The organism is Mycobacterium sp. JS623, from assembly GCF_000328565.1.
Lineage (GTDB): Bacteria > Actinomycetota > Actinomycetes > Mycobacteriales > Mycobacteriaceae > Mycobacterium.
Genome location: NC_019966.1, coordinates 4,304,142 through 4,323,568 on the forward strand (window position 1 = coordinate 4,304,142; position 19,427 = coordinate 4,323,568).

A 19,427-nucleotide genomic window follows, 5' to 3' on the forward strand; every position below is an offset into this window, starting at 1 on the left:
GACGCGGTTCACGCCGACGATGGAATGCGGTAATCCGGCGCGGGGCGCCGTTCGATGACGGCAGTGGGCCGCCCTGGCAACAGTCCAGAAAGTGTGACTCGCAAGTCCCCTGCTATGCGGCCGCTTGTTCGTGACCTGCTTCGTCCGCACCGCAAGAAACTCTCGGTGATTGTGGCCGCGATGCTGGTGGAGACCGTGATGAGCCTGGCGGCGCCGTGGCCGTTGAAGGCCATCATCGACGACGTGGCAGGAAATCAACGTCCTCCCAAATGGATTGATTGGCTACTTCCGCTGCTGGGCGGTGATGGCAAGGTCCACATCGCCGAGGCGGCGGGGATCGTGACGGTGCTGATCGCGGTGGTGGCCGGCGCGGCAATGTATGCGGCCAGTTACTTCACCGAAAGTATGGGTCAGCGCATCGGCAGCGATTTGCGGGTGCGGCTATATCACCATCTGCAGAAGCTGTCACTGGCCTATTACGACACCACTCGGGTCGGTACGATCCTGAGCACGCTGACTGGAGATGTGGAGACGATTCAGCGCTTCGCGTCGGCTTCTACGCTCAACATTTTCACCGACACCCTCACACTGGTCGGCATGGTTGTCGTGATGTTCTGGCTGCGCTGGGATTTCGCGCTTATCGCGCTTGCGGTCGCACCGCCGTTAGCCGTCGTCGTCTTGCACGTCAGCAAGGCCGTCCGGACCGCGGTGCGCGAGTTGCGAATCCACCAGTCCGAACTGGTGTCCACCCTTCAGGAAGGCCTCCAGTCGATGGTGGTGGTGCAAGCTTTTTCCGCCGAGGAGCGCCAAGAGCACCGGGTGCGTAAGGCCAACATTGCCAATGTGACCGCGTGGCTGCGCGCGTACAAGATGTCCACGCTGCTTTCGCCGGTGGTCAGTCTGGTGATCGCGGTGTGTACGGGTCTGGTGCTGTGGCGGGGCTCGTTGCTGATCTTGGCAGGCACGATGACCTTGGGCACGCTGACCGTATTTCTCGCTTACCTGGCCAAGTTTTTTCAGCCAGTGCGCGCGCTCGCAGAGATGACCAACACGATCGCGCATGTGTCGGTGGCTTTTCAGCGGGTGCTTGCGGTCGGTGATGCCGACGAGGTCATTCCCGAGCGGCCGGTCCCGAAGAATCCCCCACGGTTTCGCGGTGAGGTGACCTTCGAGCATGTGCAGTTCGGCTATGACCCGGCGGTGCCGGTGCTACGTGATATCACCTTTGCAATCAAGCCTGGCCAGATGGTGGGCATCGTCGGTCCCACGGGTAGCGGCAAATCCACCATCATCAGCCACATCGCGCGCTTCCGCGACCCCGACGCCGGCCGCATCACGATCGACGGAGTGGACATCCGAGACTATAAGCTGCGCGACCTTCGCTCCCAGATCGGCTTTGTGCTGCAGGACACCGTGCTATTGCGCGGGACGGTGCGCGACAACATCGCCTTCGGGCGACCGGATGCCACCGAGAAGGAGATCGTGGAAGCGGCTAAAAGCGCCAGCGCCCACGAGTTCATCACCCGGATGCCTGTGGGCTACGACAGCATGATCGGAGACCGAGGTCTTACCCTCTCGGGTGGTCAACGCCAGCGCATCGGGATCGCCAGGGCCCTGATCCGCGACAGCCCCATCTTGATACTCGACGAGCCCACAGCAGCGCTCGATTCTGAGTCCGAACACCTCGTGATCGAGGCCCTCGAGAGGCTCATGACGGGCCGCACCGTCATCACCGTCGCCCATCGCCTCAGCACATTACGCAACGTCGACAAGATAATCGTCGTCAAGGACGGCGTCGTGGCCGAAGACGGCACGCACGAGCAACTATTGGCACTCGGCGGCGTCTATGCTCGGCTGCACCGTCTGCAATATCAGGCGCCGGCATAGATGCGCCTACTCTTGCTTGGTCTAGTCGGTATTGCGATATGTGGCGTGTTTCGCCGGTGACTCAGCCGGCTTAGCCGTTGGGCGCCCAGGACGGTCGGCCTCGAAAGCCTTGATCGTCGCTGCGATCACGCTTTGTTCCAGCTGGTTCGCGTCGGGGCCGGCGTGCCCCTCAACGTGTGCGCGCTGCGGCTCATCCCCGGCGTCCAAATTCTTAATGGCGTCCCGGTAGGGAAGTGTCGCTTTACGCCTGTGCCGTCGGTAGGCGGCATACGGCGGTATCGGGCCGACGATGGTCAGACCGACGCAGACCCAGCGTATCGCGGCGACCAAATCGTCGGGAATTCCCAAGGCTTTTGGGAACGCGGCTTCCACACACAGCAAGAGGAACAGCCCGCCCGTCAAATACAGATACAGTTTCACCAGTCGGAACCACGCCGAGGCCCATAGTTCGACCTGACACAGCTGCCACAGAATCGCCCGCTGCAGAGCGTGATTCGGGTTTAGGCGCGCAGGCAGACTAGTATGAACTTCAACCAGAGCCCTGAGCCGCTCGATGCGCCGGCCGCTGCGATTGACGAACAAGAACGTACCGGTCACCGCCGAGGCGATGAGCGGAACCGCCGCGGTCGACAACCTGAGCAAATCGTCTGTGACGTGCATCGTGGCCGGCGCTTCAACGGCGAGCGCGAGGCGACGGACGGCCCGGTTGCCACCCGCTCACTGCCGCAGCATCTAGTGAGTCCTGCGCATCGACGAATCGACCGCCGGCCAAGCTATGCCCAATCCGGCCCTGTGGCCAGGCTTTTGGCTCATTACCTTGGGTTCGCATTCGAGATTGCTCCTTTTTTTCCGATCTGAGCCCTTGTCTGGTCTCGGTCGGCGTTAGGCAGGGTGTCGTTCCGCAGGGAACGTTGGGCGATCCAGCCGGCTGTGGCGTTGACGCAGAATTCGGTAGCCGAACGCAGAACCGGCCCCGGCGTGGACGCCGGGACCGGTCCTGTTCGACTCACACGAAGGCGCTGTGCCCTGTGATCGCTTTGCCGACGATCAGGGTTTGCATCTGGTAGGTGCCCTCGAAGGAGTAGATGGCTTCCGAATCGGCCATGTACCGCGCGACGTCGTAGTCGAGCACGATCCCATTGCCGCCGCAGATCTCGCGGCACCAGGTCACCACCTCGCGCATCCGGGCGGTGGCGTACAACTTGGCCAGCGACGCCTGCGCGTCATCGAAGACACCGGCGTCTTGTTGCCGGGCCAGCTGCGCCACCATGCCCCATGAAGCGGTGATGTTGGCCAGGCTCTTGACGAGCAGATCCTGGATCATTTGGAACTTGGCGATCGGCCTCCCAAACTGCTCACGCTTCTTTGCGTACTCCAGGGCGTGTTCGTAGGCGCCGACCATCACGCCGACCGCCATCCAACTCACCGCGGTGCGCGTGAAGCGCAGGATCTTGGCAACATCCTTGAATGAGTTGATGTTTTGCAGCCGATTGGCCTCGGGCACCCGCACATTGGTCAGGGTGATCTCGGCGTTCTGCACGGTCCGCAACGACACCTTGTTTTCGATTTTCACCGGGCTGAACCCCGGGGTGCCCTTCTCCACAACGAACCCTTTGACGTTGTTGTCGGCGAGGTCGCGAGCATAGATCACCACATAGTCGGCGAAGGTGGCGTTGCCGATCCAGCGCTTGGCTCCGTTGAGCACCCAGGTGTCGCCTTCGCGCTTGGCGGTGGTGCGCAAGCCGCCGGAGGCATCGGACCCGCTCAGCGGCTCGGTCAATCCGAACGCGCCGATTTTCTTGAACGAGGTCATCGCAGGCAGGAACCTGTCGCGCTGCTCCTTGTTGCCGCCGTCATAGATCGAGTCGCCCGCGAGCCCATTGTGCACACCAAAGAACACCGACACCGACGGGTCGAGGCGGGCCAGCTCGACTGCCAGCATCCCACTGAGCATGTTGGTGACTGCCGGCTTGTGGTCGCCGTAGCCGTCGTAGGCAAGCCCGCCCAGCCCACTTGTGGCGAACTTATCGATCAACTCGAACGGGAACTCGGCCTTGGCCCAGGCTTCGTTGACCAGCGGCTTGATCTCATCGCGCAGGAAGGTACGGGCCTTGCGCAAGATCTTGCGTTCTTCGTCGGAGAGCAGGCCCTCGAAGTTGTAGAAGTCGCCGACAAGCCCGGGTTCGACGCCGTTAACGGTGGTGGTCATATCACTTCTCTTTCTTGTTGTGGTTAACACTGGCCAGCGCGGCTAGCACCGCGAGTTGCTTGCGGTCGCGCTCCGCGGCGAGTTCGGTGTATGACGAAGCCCCGTAGGTCTTCTCCACGGCCTCGATGAGCCGCTCCCGCACCTTCGGGTCTTGGGTGACTTCGCCGAGTTGCATCTTGTCCATCTCTTTGCCGATGTGATCGGCGAGGTGGCGATAGCCGCCGGGTCCCCCGCCCAGGTGTCCGCTGAGGAACGGCCCGATGGTCGCGTAGCGGATGCCCAGCGAGTTGGTGACCACCTTGTCGAGGTCTTCGGGGGTGACCACGCCCTGCTGGACGAGGTAGCTGGCTTCACGGCTGATTGCGTTCTGCAACCGGTTGCCGACGAATCCGGGCATTTCCTTGCGCACGACGACCGGGGTCCGCCCCAGGAAGGTGTAGAAGTCCACCGCGGCGGAGACGGCGTCTTCGGTGGTGTGTTCGCCGGGCACGATTTCGACCAGCGGCATCAGATGCGGCGGGTTGAACGGATGCCCGATCAGGATGCGGCCGGCGTCCTCGATCCCGTCGGTGAACGTGGTGGCCGGCAGCGCCGAGGAGGAGCTCGCAAGCAGCGCATGCTTGGGGGCATCACGCACCAGCCTGGCGAACAAATCCTTTTTGAACTCAACGCTCTCGGGACCATTTTCCTGCACGACGTCGGCGTCTCGCACCGCGTCGCTAAGGTCGCCGGCCACCTGCACCCGGTCGGCCAGTCCGTCGACGTTCAGCCCCACAGCGGCCAACTGTGGACCAAACTCCCCCAACGCCTCGGCCAGGGCGTCCGCCAAATCCGGGCGGGGGTCGCTGACCCGGACGTTCATCCCATAGGCGGCAAATAGTGCCGTCCAGGACAACCCGATGGTGCCCGCCCCGATCACCACGGCGGTGCGGAATTGCTGTGTCATTTCATGCTCTCTTTCAGATAGTCAAAAACCGGTTGGACCGGAGCTGGGGTCAAATCTGTTGTCTGAGTGCGCACCAGCTCCTGGACCCGCGGCGCACCGTCATGCTTCACGTCATTTGCCTTTCCATTGCGGCGCGCGACGCTCGGCGAAGGCGGTCATCCCTTCGCGGACGTCGGCCGAGGCCATCAGGTCGGCGAATACCTTGCGCTGCAAGGCGAATGCGTCGGCCTCGGGCACCCCGTCGGCCGAGCGCACCATCTTCTTGACCGCGGTCAACGCCAGCGGGGCGTTCAGCGTGAGCTGGTCGGCCAGCTCGAGGGCGGCGGCGACGGCTTCACCGGGGGCAGTGACCCGGTTGACGACGCCCAGCTCCGCACCCTGGCGCCCGGTGACCGGCTGGCCGGTCAGCAGAAACTCCATCGCCAGGTGATACGGGATCCGCTTGGGCAGCCGGATAACTCCGCCACCGGCTGCGATGAGCCCCCGTGTGACTTCGGGCAGGCCGAATTTGGCGTCCTCGGCGGCGACGATCAGATCGCAACCCAATGCCAGCTCGAAGCCACCGCCAAGCGCGTAACCCTCCACCGCGGCGATCAGCGGCTTGCTGATCTGAGCCTCTGTCAATCCAGCGAATCCGCGGCCGGGCACCTCGGGGGTCTCGCCCTTGAGGGCCGCCTTGAGGTCCATGCCGGTGCAGAAGGTGCCCTCCGCGCCGGTGAGCACGCCCACCCGCAGCCCGGCGTCGGCTTCCAGCTCATCCAGCGCGGCGGTCACCCCGGCGGCCACCGCGGCGTTAACCGCGTTGCGCGCCTTGGGCCGGTCGATGGTGATCAGCAAGCTCGAACCGATTCGCTCGGTGCGTACTTCGGTCGATACTTCAGTGCTGCTCATGCTGTCTGCCTTCCTGTCGGCGTCGTTGCTGGTAGCTCAGCCAGAACCTCGGCGGTGTGGGCCGCAGACGGGGCTATCACTGCGGGAGCCAACTCGATCAACCGCACCCCGGCCTTCGGCCCCGCGTTGGTTGTCTCTGCCATCGATTAATTCCTTTCGACATGATTGATTACGCGTGGTAACCACATTCGCGGTTCACCCCAGGCGATGTCGTCATCGCTAACGCCCAAGACCGCTGCATAACGGTGAAGTACGTGTACTTGCCAGCCCGTATCTGCGGTGCCCGGCTAGCCGGAATAGAGCAGCTGCGGCTGCAGATCGCGGGCGCGCCGGCGGGGATGTGCGACAACGCATCTTCGGTCCTGTCTTCTTCGGCGGCCCGGATCGGATCGCAGATGCGTTGTCGCAGAACGCTTTAGGCAGCGAGGATGTGATCGCGTCGATCCGGTACGCGGGTCCGCAGCCGGCATGAGGCAGACCCGCGCGAACCGATGCAGCCCAGAATGTGTCCGCTGAACCGGTCGGCCACACGTTGACCGACACCTCTCAGTAGCGAGGCCGCGAACCGCTCTCGAGGTCCTCAACAGCGGAGCTGGGTGCGGTTGCGAGCACACGTTGCTCGATGAGGTCGGCGCCACGGGCGACGCCGCCGGTACTTGCGAAACCCGCCGCCACACGCGCCGCGCCTGCTGTCATGGTGATCGCTTGTCGAACGTTGTCCGACAGCCGATCGGCGGTCAGCTTTTTCGCTGGCAACCGGGTGCCGCAGCGGGCCAGCGCAACCCGCCGTGCGACCTCGAATTGGTCGCGCCCAAATGGGACGACACATACCGGAACGCCTCGGGCGAGCGCCTTTTGGGTCGCGCCCATTCCGCCATGGGTTATAGCGCACACCGCGCGGTCCAATACCGGGCCGTGCGGTACAAATTCGCACACCGTCGCGTTCGGTGCGATTGGAACGTCGCGGGGCAGGCCGGCAGGCAGTGTCGCGACCACATGTACCGGTTTATCTGCGAGCGCGGTCATCGCGGTTGTGACCAGCTTGGCATCGGCCTGCCTTTGCGATGACGTTGTGACCAGGACGATCGGACGGTCAATCGCCGTGAGCCAGTCAGGAACTGTATCCATGGCGGGTTCAAACATGCATGGACCGATCATCTGTACCGCATCGCCCCACTCCGTCTGCGGATACTCGAACGGCTTGCCGCTTGCCACCAGCATCAGCGGCGCTCGTCGCATGAACTCATCCACCGACGCGACCGGCGGCGCCCCGGCGCTCGCGCGAATATTGTTGCCCAGCGGCAACACTGCCTTTTCCAGCAGGCCCATCACGATGGGCCGCAGCAGGGCGTCCCGGACTCGGCCCAACGTGCCGGGTAGTGGTGCCAGACCCAGCCCGAAGGGCGGTACTCCAGGTGACTGCAGAGGCGGCGTGTAGGGGGAGAAACATGTCCACGGGATGTCACGCGCGTCGGCGACCGACAGGGCGCCCCAGCAATTGATGTCGACAATCAACGCGTCGGGGCGCGTTCGCGTGATCGCATCGTTAAAGTCGGCGACTTCGTATGCGGCGCGTCGGCAGAACACGTCAACCGCCCTCTTGAGTGCGGCACGGGGGTTTGAGGCCTTCCAATCATCGTGGACAATCGTCTCAATTCGCGGATCGATGCTGTCGGTGGTAAAACCCAGGCTTCGGCTCATCTCCACACCCCCGGACAGCGTGCGTAGATGGATGTTGTGGCCGCGGCCCGACAATTCCAACAGCAGTGCGCTGAAAGGGAATAGATGGCCCAGTGCCGGCGAAGTGTAAACCAGGATCTTTGCCATTGTTCTCACATATTCTCGGTGGCGGGGTGAGCATGTCGCGTCTCACATCGTTGCCTACGAACGCGTCCGTGTCGTCAACACAGGCAAGCAACCGCGTTGCGTGCTAGCACTACCCACCACGAAGACGACGAGAAAGCCGTTGCAATACCGACCGTTTCAGCGTGGGCTCTCGCTCCGCGGCGGGGATTGGTGCCGCGCGGCGCTGCGTCGCGCTGTCGAACACCAATGTCTGGATGACTTAGGTACGTGTCTTGTGCAGCTCAACTGCTATCCCCGATCAACACCAGAGGGCGCAATGTAGCTTGCATGACAACGGCTTTCGCTGCTCGTGTGGGGATCGTCGCGTCTAGTGGGTAGTGCTAGCACGCAACGCATGTTGCTTGCCAGTGTTGCCGACAGGGAGGCGCTGACCCGCAACACTAGACCGCATGTCGCCGAAAAACTCTGCCGTAGCGCTTGAGGCCGTGACGCAGGAGATCATCGACCTCGTCGCCGCGGAAGTGGGAGCTGTGGATGTCACCGCCGAAGCGGCTCTACAGAGCTGGGGCCTGGATTCGCTCAAAGTCATGTCACTCGTGTTCAAGATCGAGGAGCGTTACGGCATCATCCTCGATGAGCAGGACGCAGACGATCTGCGCACCGTTGGCGATCTAGCAGCATTAGCGCTCCGCCGCATTCAGGAGCGACCGTGAGAGGCGCTCCCCCGGTCCGGGTCAAGCACCAGACGCTGAACGACATGCTCGCCGCGGCTGCACAGACTCGCGTCAGCCTGGTCTTCGTCAACCGCAAAGAGCAAGACCTGCACGTCCCGATGGCTCGTATCCGGGAGCGTGCGCTCTCGATCGCTGCGGATCTGCGGAGCCGTGGGGTACGCAAGGGCGATCGCGTGGCGCTCGTGCTGCCGACCTGTCCAGAGTTCGTGGAGTGTTTATTCGGCGTGCTGTGCGCCGGCGCCGTCCCAGTTCCGCTATATCCGCCCATGCGGCTCGGCCGGCTCGACGAGTATCACCGCAGCACCGCGGCCATGCTGCGGGCGGTGAACGCGGCCATGGTGGTGACAGACGAACGCATCCGCCGGTTCCTCGGTGTCGCCGTTGACATTTCAGAACCGCGCCTGGGTTGTGTGACCGCGTCCAGTCTGGGGGGCACCAACTCCGTCGAGGTCGAGGTCGCGGCCGACGACTTGGCGTTAATCCAATTCTCGTCGGGCACGACGAATGATCCCAAGCCGGTGGCCCTGACCCATGCGAATCTGCTGTCCAACCTCGCGGCGATCAACCACTACCTCACCGACAATGGCGCGCCGAGGCCGGTCGGCGTCACGTGGCTGCCTCTGTACCACGATATGGGGTTGATCGGCAATCTGTTGTCCGCGTTCTACCTTCCTGGTCCGCTCGTGCTACTTGCGCCCGAGCTGTTTGTCGCGGTGCCCGGTGCGTGGCTGCGGGCCATCTCGCGACATCAGGGAACCGTCTCGGCGGCACCCAATTTCGCGTTCGGCCTATGCCTCAAACGTATCCGCGACGAGGAGCTCCAGGGCGTCGACCTGTCGTCGTGGACGGTCTCGCTCAATGGAGCCGAGGCGGTCAGCGCGGGGCTGCAGCGACGATTCAATGAACGATTCGAGCGCTGGGGCCTGCGCGCTTCGGCGCTTACGCCTTGCTACGGGATGGCCGAGGCCTCATTGGGGGTGACGTTCAAACCCGCGGGCACCGTGTTTCGCACCCTTGGCGTGGACGCCGACAAATTGGCTGTGGAAGGCATTGTGGCGCCAGGAAATAAAGAGCTGGTAAGTGTGGGCCGCCCGCTGGCCGGTGTGCAGGTCGAGATCCGTGACGCGGCCGGGGTGGCACTGCCTTCCGGCCGCACTGGTCACGTCTTTGTTCGCGGGCCCAGCGTGATGGTGGGCTACTTCGGCCGGACCGACCTGACGGATCAGGCGCTACACGACGGTTGGCTGGACTCCGGCGATCTCGGGTTCACCCACGAAGGCGAGCTCTTTTTGTGCGGACGACATAAGGACATCGTCGTCGTACGCGGCGCCAACCACGCGCCCGAGGAATTCGAGGCAGCGCTGGATGGGCTGCCCGGTGTGCGGATCGGATGTGCCGTCGCCGTGGGATTCGTCCCTGTCGGCGAGGACGACGAGGCGCTGGCCATGCTCGTCGAGACCACTACAGACGCGGCCGCGACACTGGCAGATGAGGTAGCGCTGCGAGTGCAGGAGCGCACGCAAATCCGGCCTGCGCATGTGGAATTGGTGGCACCGGGCACGCTGCCACGCACAAGCAGCGGAAAGCTCCGACGGCGCGAGGCGCGCACCCAGTGGCTGTCAGGCACCCTGTCGCCTCCCAAGAAGGTTTCTGCCGCAAGGCTATTGGTGGCGGCCGCCCGCGGGGAACTGCGCCATACCCGCGCGAGACTGGCACGACGGGCGGCAAACGCGCCGTCGGTTACCACCGAGCAATAGGAAACGATAGGCATGCTTCGGACAGAAACCACCATCCAGACGGTCTCGGGGGGTGCACCCTCGCCGAGTCAGCGGACGGCAGGCTCGGTGCGGTTGCGGCCTACCCTTCTGGGACTCTCATCTGCGCATCCGCCCTTTGAGGTCACGATGCAGGAGAGCTGGGAGCGCTTGTTTGTTCACATGTCGCCGCCGGTTCCATTCGCGAAGCGAATCGTCGAGTCGACGGGGGTGAACAAGCGCTACATCATGTGGGACCCCGATGTGCTGCCGCAAGTCTGCGCCATGCTTACCGGCGACCGGATGGCCGCGCATGCCGAGGCGGTCATGGATGTCGCCTCGCGTTCGATCAAGCAAACGATCGGCGGACGCAACACCAGCCGCGTCGGCAGCTTCGTGATGGCGTGCTCGACAGGCTATGTCAATCCGGGACCCGATCTGCTGCTTGCCAAGGAGCTCGGTCTCCGCTCGGATCTGCGGCGCACGTTCATCGGCCACATGGGCTGCTATGCGGCGCTCAACGTCATCAAAGTCGCCATGGACAGCGTGGCGGCCAGGCCCGAGGAGCTGGTGCTCTGCAACTGCACCGAGCTCAGTTCGGCCCACGCCCGCAGCAGCCCGATGCCCGGCGAAGATCCGGTGGAATCGCTGATCACCCAGGCGCTGTTCGGCGATGCCAGCGTGTCGATGCTGATGGGCTCGGCACCCGACGGCGCAGGAATCCAGTTCCTGCGCACCCACACCGAGCAACTCTACGACCACCACACGATGATGAGTTTGAACGTCGGCAACCAGTCGTTTTGGATGACGCTGGCCGCGGGCGTACCGGCGGTGCTGCAGGAGAACATCGCCGGCTTTCTGGTCAAGCTCCTAGAGCCGCTGGGACTGTCCGCTGGCGATGTCGGTCACTGGGGAATTCACCCGGGCGGCCCGAAGATCCTGCGGGTGCTGGGAAAGCAGTTGGCGTTGCAGCCAGCTCAACTACGCGCCAGCTGGGATGTCCTGGCCAACGCCGGCAACTGCGCCTCAGCCACGGTGCTTCTGGTGCTGGAAAACATTCTGCGCGTCGACAACCCCCGCCGGGGAGAGTATGGGGTCCTATTGACGTTCGGCCCGGGGCTCACGATCGAGGGCGCAGTCGTTCGGTTCTGAACCAGAATCGGTACCCGTCGCTTCAACCATGCAAGCCGTACAAAGCGCCCATCGCGGGAAGCACAGATCGCGGGATCGGTTCGGAGGAAACGTGTTAGAGGGAATCGCTCGGCTGGCCATACGTGCGCCGCGCCGAATCATCGCAATCGCTTTGTTCATCGTGCTCGGCGCGGCGATCTTCGGGATACCGGCGGCGAACACCCTGTCGGCGGGCGGCTTTGAGGATCCCACCGCAGACTCGGCGAAGGCCGCACAGCTATTGGCAGGCAAGTTCGATCAGGGTGACATGCAGATGCTGATCACCGTCAGTTCCAGCGACGGCGCCGCGAGCAGTGCCAGCCGGGCGGTGGGCACAGACATCGTGCGTCAGCTGCACAACTCGCCCTATGTGGCGCAAGTGATCTCGCCCTGGACGGCACCTGCCTCCACGTCGGGGTCGCTGGTCAGTAAGGATGGCAACGCCGGGCTGATTGTCGCGGGCATCGTCGGCGATCAGAACAGCGCACCGAAGCATGCCGAGGCGCTGAGCGACGAATTGGTGCACGACCGTGACGGGGTGACCGTACGCGCGGGTGGCGAGGCCATCACCGGCGCCCAGATCAACCTCCAGACCCAAAAAGATCTGAAGCTGATGGAATCCATAGCGATCCCGCTGAGCTTCGTCGTGCTGGTGTGGGTCTTCGGTGGGTTAGCCGCGGCGACACTGCCGTTGGCAGTCGGCGGCTTCGCGATCTTCGGTTCGATGGCCATGCTGCGTGCGATCACGTTTGCGACGGACGTTTCGATCTTCGCGCTGAATCTATGCGTCGCGATGGGGATGGCGTTGGCGATCGACTACACACTGCTGATCGTCAGCCGGTTCCGTGACGAACTTGCCAAGGGGGCCAGCCGCGACGATGCCCTGATCCACGCGATGGGCACCGCCGGGCGCACCGTGCTGTTCTCGGCGGCGACGGTGGCGCTGTCGATGTCGGCGATGATGCTGTTTCCGATGTACTTCCTGAAGTCGTTCGCCTACGGCGGTTTGGCGACGGTGGCGTTCGTGGCCGTCGCCGCGATCGTGGTGACCCCGGCCGTCATCGCGCTGCTGGGCGCGCGACTAGATTCTTTGGATGTGCGCCGGCTGGTACGGCTAATGCTGCGGCGGCCGGAGCCCGTCCACCGTCCGGTCGAGCAGACATATTTCTACCGGTTAGCCAAATTCGTGATGAGCCATGCCATTCCGATCCTGCTCACGGTTGTCACACTGCTGAGCACACTTGGAATACCGTTCTTGAGCGGTAAGTGGGGCCTGCCCGACGATCGTGTACTGCCAGTATCGACCTCGTCGCACCAGGTGGGCGATCAGCTGCGCACCGGCTTTTCTGACGACATGGCGACCAACGTCACCGCCGTCATCCCGGATGTATCCGGACTCACGTCAACGGACTTGGGTCGCTACGCAGCCCAGCTCTCAGAGGTGACCGATGTGGAGTCGGTGTCTGCACCGGATGGCACGTTCGTCGCCGGTGCGCGTGTCGGATCACCCTCGGCCGCAACCGCAGTCAGGGATGGCAGTGCCTTTCTGACCGTTACCAGCCGCACACCGCTGTACTCGCAAGCTTCCCGGACGCAGCTCGACGGGCTGCAGGCCGTGCCCGGCCCCGGAGGCCGCCATACGCTTCTGACGGGGAGCGCGCCAATCAACCGTGACACCACCCATGCCGTCACGTCGCGACTGCCGATCGTCCTCGCGATCATCGCCGCGATCACGTTCGTGCTGTTGTTCGTGCTGACCGGCAGCGTGGTGTTACCGCTGAAGTCGTTGACGCTCAGCATCTTATCGTTGACCGCTGCTTTCGGCGCGCTCGTGTGGATCTTCCAGGACGGGCACCTGGGCGCACTGGGTACCACCGCCACCGGCACGCTCGTCGTCACCATGCCAGCGCTGCTGTTCTGCATCGCGTTCGGGTTGTCGATGGACTACGAGGTGATCCTGGTGTCGCGGATCCACGAATATTGGCTCGTATCCAACCGCACGGCAGCCGCCAACGACGAAAGCGTGGCGCTCGGAGTGGCCCGCACCGGCAAGGTGATCACCGCCGCCGCACTGATCATGTCGATCTCGTTCGCCGCAATGATCGCCGCCCAGGTGTCGTTCATGCGCATGTTCGGTCTCGGGTTGACCCTGGCGGTGCTGGGAGATGCAACGCTTGTGCGCATGCTGCTGGTTCCGGCGTTCATGCACATCATGGGCCGGTTCAATTGGTGGTCAACGAGATTGCTTGGTTGGCTGCACAACAAGCTCCCGATGAACGAACCCCCGCGTCCACCGACCACGCCGGTCAAAGAGCGGTCCTACTCTGGCTAACGGTCATGATGAACCATTTTTGCTGTAGCACAGCGGCATTCGTTGAAGAATAGGTGTCGGCAGTGTATACCGCAGTTCTCATGCTTGCACTTGTGGCAGCAATCGACCCGGTTCGGATCGGGATCGTGGCGCTCTTGATTTCACGCCCACGGCCCATGCTCAATCTGTTTGTCTTCTGGTTCGCCGGCGTAACAGCGGGCATTGCGGCCGCGCTGCTCCTGCTACTGGTTCATCGCGACCTCATGCTTTCCGTTATGCGAGTCGTGGGTTCAGTTATCAGTAGCTCAGTTGTTGCGCCAATCCAAGTCGCGGTCGGTGTCATCGCGGTGGTGATCGGGGCGCGTCTGCTGGCGCGCGAGCGCGCGCGAGCAGGGGTGACCGGCGGTGATCACTCAACTTTGTTGCTAAAGACAGGCACACCGGCTGGATCCCGCCGACTATCCATCCGCCGCAAGCTTGAAGGCGAAACACTGCTGGTGGCGGTCGTCGCCGGCGTTGGGTGGGCGACGCCCCCCGTCGAGTACCTCGCGGCGATCATCGCAATTCTGGCGTCGCGAGCGGCTACGGCTGCCCAATTGAGCGCGGCGCTGATGTTCACCTTTGTAGCGTTTACCGTCGCTGAGATCCCACTGATCAGCTATCTCGTGATGCCGGCGAAAACGGTGATCGTCGTCCTGCGGCTGCACGATTGGGTACGCGCTCGCCGCCACACCATCCTCGCTGTTGTCGTCGGCGTAGCCGGTGTCTTACTCGTGATTGCTGGCGCGCGCAATGTCTAGTGGCTGACGAAGTCGCCGGCTGCACCGAATGCGGTACCGCCGAACGCCGTCCACTTTATCGACGAAGATGCGGAGTCGAGACCGACCCAGACGCTGGCTATCCCTCGGTAGGGAGTGGGTGAATGGTGTACCCCGCCAACGTCGTTGGCCTGTGATAGGGGTTAGGCGGCGGAGTGGCCGGACTAGTCAAACCAGCCTGTGGCGCGGTGCCGGGGTGAGTGGGAGTTCGGCGCGGATGGTGGTGCCGGCTTCGGGGGGGCTGTGCAGCCACAGTCGTCCGCCCAGGGCGTGTATCCGGTCGTTGAGCCCGTCCAGCCCGGAGCCGCCGTGGGGGTTCGCGCCGCCGCGGCCGTCGTCGGTCACCCAGACCCGCAGCACCGGATCACCGGATTGCCCGGTGCCGGTGTCGGTGTGGTCGGTGTGGAGGTGGACCTCGATGGTGTGGGCGTGGGCGTGTTTGGCGGTGTTGGTCAGCGCCTCGGCCACCAAATAGTAGGCCGCGATCTGGAGGGGTTGGGGCAGCGTGGCGGTCAGGTTGACGTCAAGCTGGACGGGCACCGGGCAGCGGCGCGCCAACTGCGCCAGCGCGGCGCCCAGTCCGCCCTTGGTCAGAATCGCCGGCGGGATGCCGCGCGAGATTTCCTGCAGCTCCAGCGACACCTCGGCCAATCCCGACACGAGGCGCGACAATTGGTTCTTGAGCTGGCCCAGTTCGGCCGGTGCGCAGGCTTCGGCTTCCAGCGCGTGCAGCGCCAGGGTGACCAGGTGCTGCTGGGCGCCGTCGTGCAGATCGCGTTCGATGCGTCGGCGCTCACCATCGGCGGCCCGATGCAACCGTTGAGAGGCCTCGGCCAGCAGCTGTTGTTTCTGCTCGTCGCGATGCCCGGCCACCACCGCAGTGGCGGCCAGCTCAGCAAAACAGGTGATGCGCACCTCGGCGTCGGCGGGCATCGGGCCGGGTCGATGCGTCCCGACGGTGGCCAGTCCCCACACCCGGCCATCGACGATGACCGGCACCCCGACGGCCGCACGCACCCCGATCGCACGCACCTGGGCCGCCAGCGCCCCGCCGACATTTTCATAGCTGTCCATCCGCGCCGGGCCACCGGTGGCCAGCACCGTCGAGGCCAAGGTGTTGCCCGCGATCGGTGTCCGCGTGCCCACCGGCCACTGCACCGGGCTGGCAGCGGCATGGTAAGCACCGGCCATCAACGTAATCTCCCCGCTGCTCTCATAGCGGTACAGTCCCGCGCACTCCCCGCCGGCATACCGACACATCTCATCGGCCACCGCGCCAAACACCTCACACGGCCCCACCCCGCCCGCCACCAACGCCGCCAACCGCCGCAACGCGTCCTGCTCGGCGGCGAGCCAGCGATACTCGGCGTACAACGTGTCATCGTGGAGAGACCCCCCAAATTCGGCAGAAAGGGTCGCGGCGGTTAAGAGTCGGTCCACTACATCAGCATCGAACGTCGGTTCAGATTGAAATCCTGCGCTGCGAGCGCCGCCGTTCGCGCGTCTTACCTGCGCATCGGGATCGGGAGTGCTGTTTGCTGATTCGGCGATCAGTTCAGGGGTTGCACTCAGCATCATTCGCTCTTTTCCTCGTGTGCTCACGAGCGCGGTGTCGGCCGAGCCTCGGCCGTCGTTCGAGTGAGAACGCAATTAGTTGACGACTACTACGTTCGCCGCGCTGGCAGCACGGCACCATTGCCTGGCGGGTAATCTTTAAGGCCGGATGGGGTAATGACTAAGTCGCCACAACCTAATCGGCGGGATGGTCGCCGTCGGTCATGAGCTTGATCAACTCGGCGCGGGAACTTATCCCGAGCTTGGCGAATGCACTGTGCAGGTGGGCTTTCACCGTGTGAGGCGTAACGTGCAGCCGCTCTGCCACTGACCGGTTGGTCACGCCCTGTGCGATGAGGTTGACCACCCTGAGTTCGGAGTCGGTGAGACTGCCCCAGCCTGCCTTTGCCCGCGGCTGACTAACAATGCGACGTTCCACCCCAAGCCGGCGCAGCGCGCGGCCGACCCGGCGCGCATCGGCGAGCGCTTCGTGGTGCACGTACATGTCGAATGCGGCATTGAGTGGATTGACCGCCTCGTCACCACGGTCGGTAGATGCGAGTTCACGGCCGGCGTCCTCGGCGGCCGCGGCGTAAAGAAGCGGCCGCGACGACGAATGCAGGATGTCCGCGGCAGCCAGCAGTGCCTGGGCATCGCGTTCGAGGATCCCGCGGGCGTACCCGGCCACCCCGGCGAACAACGGGATCGCCGGCTGCTCCCGCTCGAGCAGGCCAATGGCCTGCAGGACACGTGCGCGCAAGCCGGCATCGCCGCCCGCCGACGCCACCCGCGCACTGAAGATCACCCGATCTAAGACCTGGGGCCAGATTGGCGATTCGAACAGCGTGATGTCGCCGCCCAGCCAGCGCATCGCGTCATGGACGTCGTCGCGCTGCCACGCCGCCAGCGCGAGCACATTCGCCGCTCCCCGACGTACCACTGATGAGCCGGTGGAGTAGGCGTCACGCGCATCATTGGCGATCTGCTGCAACAACGTTCGGTCATCCGTACGCGCCGCCACCTCGGCCAGGATCACCATGGTGATCATGTCGAGCTCGGTCACGACTGTCCGCTGTGGGCGCGGCAGGCGTGCGGCCGACAGTCGGCCCGCAGTTAAGTGGACAACCCCGCCCATCGTGGCCCAGATATCGAGGGCCATCGTGTTGCCTTCGCGGCAGGCTAGCTCTGTTCCCTCGGCGACCTGGGCCGCAGCGTCGTCCAAGCGGCCGACCACCGCCAGCAGGATCGCGTAGTGGACTGCGGCCAAGTCATGAGCTGCGGTCGCATCACTCGTGCGCGCGAGCGTGCAAAGCTCCTCGAGCCGGCGTAGGGCACGGCCCACGTAGCCGTCGCCAGAGTCGAGCAAAGCGAGGGTGAGGTTGGCCAGGATCCTGGCCTCAAGATCACCGGTCGATGCGGCGGCGGCGGCCGCCTCGTTGGCCGCCGCGCGCTGTTGCCCACCGTGCTGCTTCTGAAACATCAGGTTGTAGGCTAGCCACGCGAGATGCCGGGCCCTGGTGACCTCGCTGATGTCGCCCAGCAGCAGCGCTCGGCGATTCTCCGCGACGCGCCGCTGTGTACTGTGCGTATTCTGCGTCGCGAGGCGCAGGCGGATCTCGGCCTCTTCTTGGGGCGACGCCACCTCCGACAGCGCCGCAACGGCCAACTCTTCGGCCTCCGCATAGCGGCTCGCGCGGTTGAGCAACTCCACCGTTTCGGCGACCAGCGACCCACGCTCAGCGTCATCGGCGGACAACAGCTCCAACGCGCGCTTGCTCAAATCCGCGGCCGCACTAGCATCGCTGTGGCCAACCGATCGTGCGGCTTGGCGCAACGCATCGATCGCCTCCCGGTCCCCGGGCTCGGCACTGCGCGCCAGGTGAGTGGCCACCTCGGCCGGGACCGCGCCCATCCTGAGCATGACCGACGCCGCTTGGCGCTCCATCGCCCGGCGCAGCGACCGCGGCAACGACTGCCGGGTGGTCTCACGCAGCAAGTCGTGCCGAAACCTCAGCTGCTCCCCGTCTTCGACGAGCAGATCCGCGCGCACCGCCTCCTCAACAGCCGCCATCAACGAGGACGGCTGGCGCTCCAGCATCGCGGCCAACAGACCCGCCGAAAACCGGTCGGGCAACACCGCGGCCACCCGCACCACCTCGCCGGCAATGTCGGATAGGTGATCGAGGCGCTGCTGCATACCCGCACCCAGACGCCGTGGCAGCCCGTGTCCAGCGGCCACCGCCCGCCCGCCGCTGACGGTGAGCCGGCCCTCCTCCCCCAGACCCCCGACCAGCTCGCTGACCAGGAAGGGATTTCCGTGCGCCTTGGCGGCCAGAGTCAACAACGACTCATCGGCGTTGGCCCGCACCGCATCACAGACCATGTCGGCGACCGCGCCCGCCGACATCGCGGCCACCCGCACTACTGCGGCATTCGCGCCTTGCAGCACCGACAAGGTCTCCTGCACGGCTGGGCCGCCGGCCCCGGTGCGGACGGTCAGCACCCACAGCACCGGCGTACCCGGACGCACGGCCAGCGATCGCAGCGCCAACAGCGTGCTGTTATCGGCCCAGTGAACGTCCTCGAGCACAATCGCCAGCGGGGTCTGGGCCGCCGCCGCGGCGATTGCGTCGGCCAGATCGTTCACCACCCAATACCGCAGATCGGCCGAGCCGCCCAGCCGCCGCAGCGCGTCGGCATCTCCGACCGGGGGATCGGCGCGCAGCGTCGCCATAAACAGCGAGAAGAACGGCACCGTCTGCTGATATTCGAATGCCTCACCGAACAAGGTGCGCACCCCGGACTGGTCGGCCAGCGCCATCACCTCGGTCAGCAACCGGCTCTTCCCGATGCCCGGTGGCCCCTCGATGACCAGCACACCCCCGCGCCCCCGACCCAGCGCGGTCACCAGCGCGCCGATCACCTTCAGCTCGTCCGCCCGGCCCCGGATCGGCGGCGCTGCGGGCCGCTGGGCGCCGACATCAAATCGGCCAGTTGAAGGCCGCACCGGATGTCCTGTCTACCGTCTACTGGACTGCCGCTTGCAGTGAAGTCATTGTAGGCAGCCGCCCACGCCTCGGCCCGATTCGCGACCAGCTCGTTCATTCACATGAAAGCTGTCGGGGCATCTCACCGAGCGCGGACTGGCCCCACACATCCACGAAAGCCATCGAGCAGCACTCGACTGGCTATCGCACACCGACCACGGAACCGACGCGGAGCTGAGCAGACATGAATGAGTACCGGTAACCGAGGTCATCGGGGCCACCGACGAATCCTGTGTGTCGCAACCGATGCGGTCAGGCAATCATTCAGGCCTGGTGGGGTAAAGGTTAAGTCGCCAAAAC

The 19,427-nt window shown here is 64.5% G+C and carries 15 protein-coding genes; 7 read left to right on the plus strand and 8 right to left on the minus strand.

The window, feature by feature from the left end:
- Positions 1–165: 165 nt before the first annotated feature.
- Positions 166–1,887: an ABC transporter ATP-binding protein gene (locus tag MYCSM_RS21045; RefSeq protein WP_232425643.1), complete on the plus strand. Its 1,722-nt coding sequence runs from the start codon at positions 166–168 to the stop codon at positions 1,885–1,887.
- 21 nt (positions 1,888–1,908) lie between these two features.
- On the opposite strand, the gene MYCSM_RS37300 is transcribed toward MYCSM_RS21045, so the two are convergent.
- Positions 1,909–2,307 carry a hypothetical protein gene (locus tag MYCSM_RS37300; protein ID WP_157681373.1) on the minus strand — a complete coding sequence of 133 codons (399 nt, stop codon included), beginning with the start codon at positions 2,305–2,307 and terminating at the stop codon, positions 1,909–1,911.
- Between the two features lie 102 nt (positions 2,308–2,409).
- On the opposite strand from MYCSM_RS37300, the gene MYCSM_RS37305 reads away from it, so the two are divergent.
- Positions 2,410–2,745, plus strand: a complete 336-nt coding sequence (locus MYCSM_RS37305) for a hypothetical protein (protein ID WP_157681374.1) — start codon at positions 2,410–2,412, stop codon at positions 2,743–2,745.
- Positions 2,746–2,893: 148 nt separating this feature from the next.
- Here the strand turns inward: MYCSM_RS37305 and MYCSM_RS21055 are convergent, their stop codons facing one another.
- From MYCSM_RS21055 to MYCSM_RS21070, 5 genes are all read right to left on the minus strand, one after another.
- On the minus strand, positions 2,894–4,096 hold the full coding sequence (locus tag MYCSM_RS21055) for an acyl-CoA dehydrogenase family protein (RefSeq protein ID WP_015308190.1): 1,203 nt from the start codon (positions 4,094–4,096) through the stop codon (positions 2,894–2,896).
- A gap of 1 nt (position 4,097) precedes the next feature.
- Entirely contained in the window at positions 4,098–5,042 is a 945-nt protein-coding gene (locus tag MYCSM_RS21060; protein ID WP_015308191.1) for a 3-hydroxyacyl-CoA dehydrogenase NAD-binding domain-containing protein, read from the minus strand.
- Between the two features lie 111 nt (positions 5,043–5,153).
- On the minus strand, positions 5,154–5,933 hold the full coding sequence (locus tag MYCSM_RS21065) for a crotonase/enoyl-CoA hydratase family protein (RefSeq protein WP_015308192.1): 780 nt from the start codon (positions 5,931–5,933) through the stop codon (positions 5,154–5,156).
- A complete protein-coding gene (locus tag MYCSM_RS37310; protein ID WP_015308193.1) occupies positions 5,930–6,076 on the minus strand; it encodes a hypothetical protein in 147 nt (48 codons plus the stop codon). Before MYCSM_RS37310 ends, MYCSM_RS21065 begins: the two co-directional genes overlap by 4 nt.
- A 403-nt stretch (positions 6,077–6,479) precedes the next feature.
- On the minus strand, positions 6,480–7,760 hold the full coding sequence (locus MYCSM_RS21070; RefSeq protein ID WP_015308194.1) for a glycosyltransferase: 1,281 nt from the start codon (positions 7,758–7,760) through the stop codon (positions 6,480–6,482).
- 464 nt (positions 7,761–8,224) lie between these two features.
- Between MYCSM_RS21070 and MYCSM_RS21075 the strand changes: the two genes are divergently transcribed.
- The 5 genes from MYCSM_RS21075 (at position 8,225) to MYCSM_RS21095 (ending at position 14,508) form a co-directional block, all read left to right on the plus strand.
- Positions 8,225–8,452, plus strand: a complete 228-nt coding sequence (locus MYCSM_RS21075; RefSeq protein ID WP_232425644.1) for an acyl carrier protein — start codon at positions 8,225–8,227, stop codon at positions 8,450–8,452.
- Positions 8,449–10,230 carry an AMP-binding protein gene (locus MYCSM_RS21080; RefSeq protein WP_015308196.1) on the plus strand — a complete coding sequence of 594 codons (1,782 nt, stop codon included), beginning with the start codon at positions 8,449–8,451 and terminating at the stop codon, positions 10,228–10,230. Before MYCSM_RS21075 ends, MYCSM_RS21080 begins: the two co-directional genes overlap by 4 nt.
- A gap of 180 nt (positions 10,231–10,410) precedes the next feature.
- On the plus strand, positions 10,411–11,379 hold the full coding sequence (locus tag MYCSM_RS21085; RefSeq protein ID WP_232425645.1) for a type III polyketide synthase: 969 nt from the start codon (positions 10,411–10,413) through the stop codon (positions 11,377–11,379).
- Between the two features lie 91 nt (positions 11,380–11,470).
- Complete coding sequence (locus tag MYCSM_RS21090) at positions 11,471–13,729, plus strand: MMPL family transporter (protein ID WP_015308198.1); 2,259 nt, start codon at positions 11,471–11,473, stop codon at positions 13,727–13,729.
- An 80-nt stretch (positions 13,730–13,809) separates the two neighbouring features.
- Positions 13,810–14,508: a GAP family protein gene (locus MYCSM_RS21095; RefSeq protein ID WP_051073791.1), complete on the plus strand. Its 699-nt coding sequence runs from the start codon at positions 13,810–13,812 to the stop codon at positions 14,506–14,508.
- 186 nt (positions 14,509–14,694) lie between these two features.
- Here MYCSM_RS21095 and MYCSM_RS21100 read toward each other — a convergent pair whose 3' ends face one another.
- Both MYCSM_RS21100 and MYCSM_RS21105 read right to left on the minus strand, forming a co-directional pair.
- Positions 14,695–15,900, minus strand: a complete 1,206-nt coding sequence (locus MYCSM_RS21100) for a GAF domain-containing sensor histidine kinase (RefSeq protein ID WP_232425646.1) — start codon at positions 15,898–15,900, stop codon at positions 14,695–14,697.
- Between the two features lie 376 nt (positions 15,901–16,276).
- On the minus strand, positions 16,277–19,087 hold the full coding sequence (locus MYCSM_RS21105) for an ATP-binding protein (RefSeq protein ID WP_015308201.1): 2,811 nt from the start codon (positions 19,085–19,087) through the stop codon (positions 16,277–16,279).
- Positions 19,088–19,427 lie beyond the last annotated feature (340 nt).

Excerpts from the sequence above, each read along its gene's own strand:
- MYCSM_RS37305 (WP_157681374.1), top strand. The coding sequence starts at position 2,410 with ATGAACTTCAACCAGAGCCCTGAGCCGCTCGATGCGCCGGCCGCTGCG.
- MYCSM_RS21055 (WP_015308190.1), bottom strand. The coding sequence starts at position 4,096 with ATGACCACCACCGTTAACGGCGTCGAACCCGGGCTTGTCGGCGACTTC.
- MYCSM_RS21060 (WP_015308191.1), bottom strand. The coding sequence starts at position 5,042 with ATGACACAGCAATTCCGCACCGCCGTGGTGATCGGGGCGGGCACCATC.
- MYCSM_RS21065 (WP_015308192.1), bottom strand. The coding sequence starts at position 5,933 with ATGAGCAGCACTGAAGTATCGACCGAAGTACGCACCGAGCGAATCGGT.
- MYCSM_RS37310 (WP_015308193.1), bottom strand. The coding sequence starts at position 6,076 with ATGGCAGAGACAACCAACGCGGGGCCGAAGGCCGGGGTGCGGTTGATC.
- MYCSM_RS21070 (WP_015308194.1), bottom strand. The coding sequence starts at position 7,760 with ATGGCAAAGATCCTGGTTTACACTTCGCCGGCACTGGGCCATCTATTC.
- MYCSM_RS21085 (WP_232425645.1), top strand. The coding sequence starts at position 10,411 with ATGTCGCCGCCGGTTCCATTCGCGAAGCGAATCGTCGAGTCGACGGGG.
- MYCSM_RS21095 (WP_051073791.1), top strand. The coding sequence starts at position 13,810 with ATGCTTGCACTTGTGGCAGCAATCGACCCGGTTCGGATCGGGATCGTG.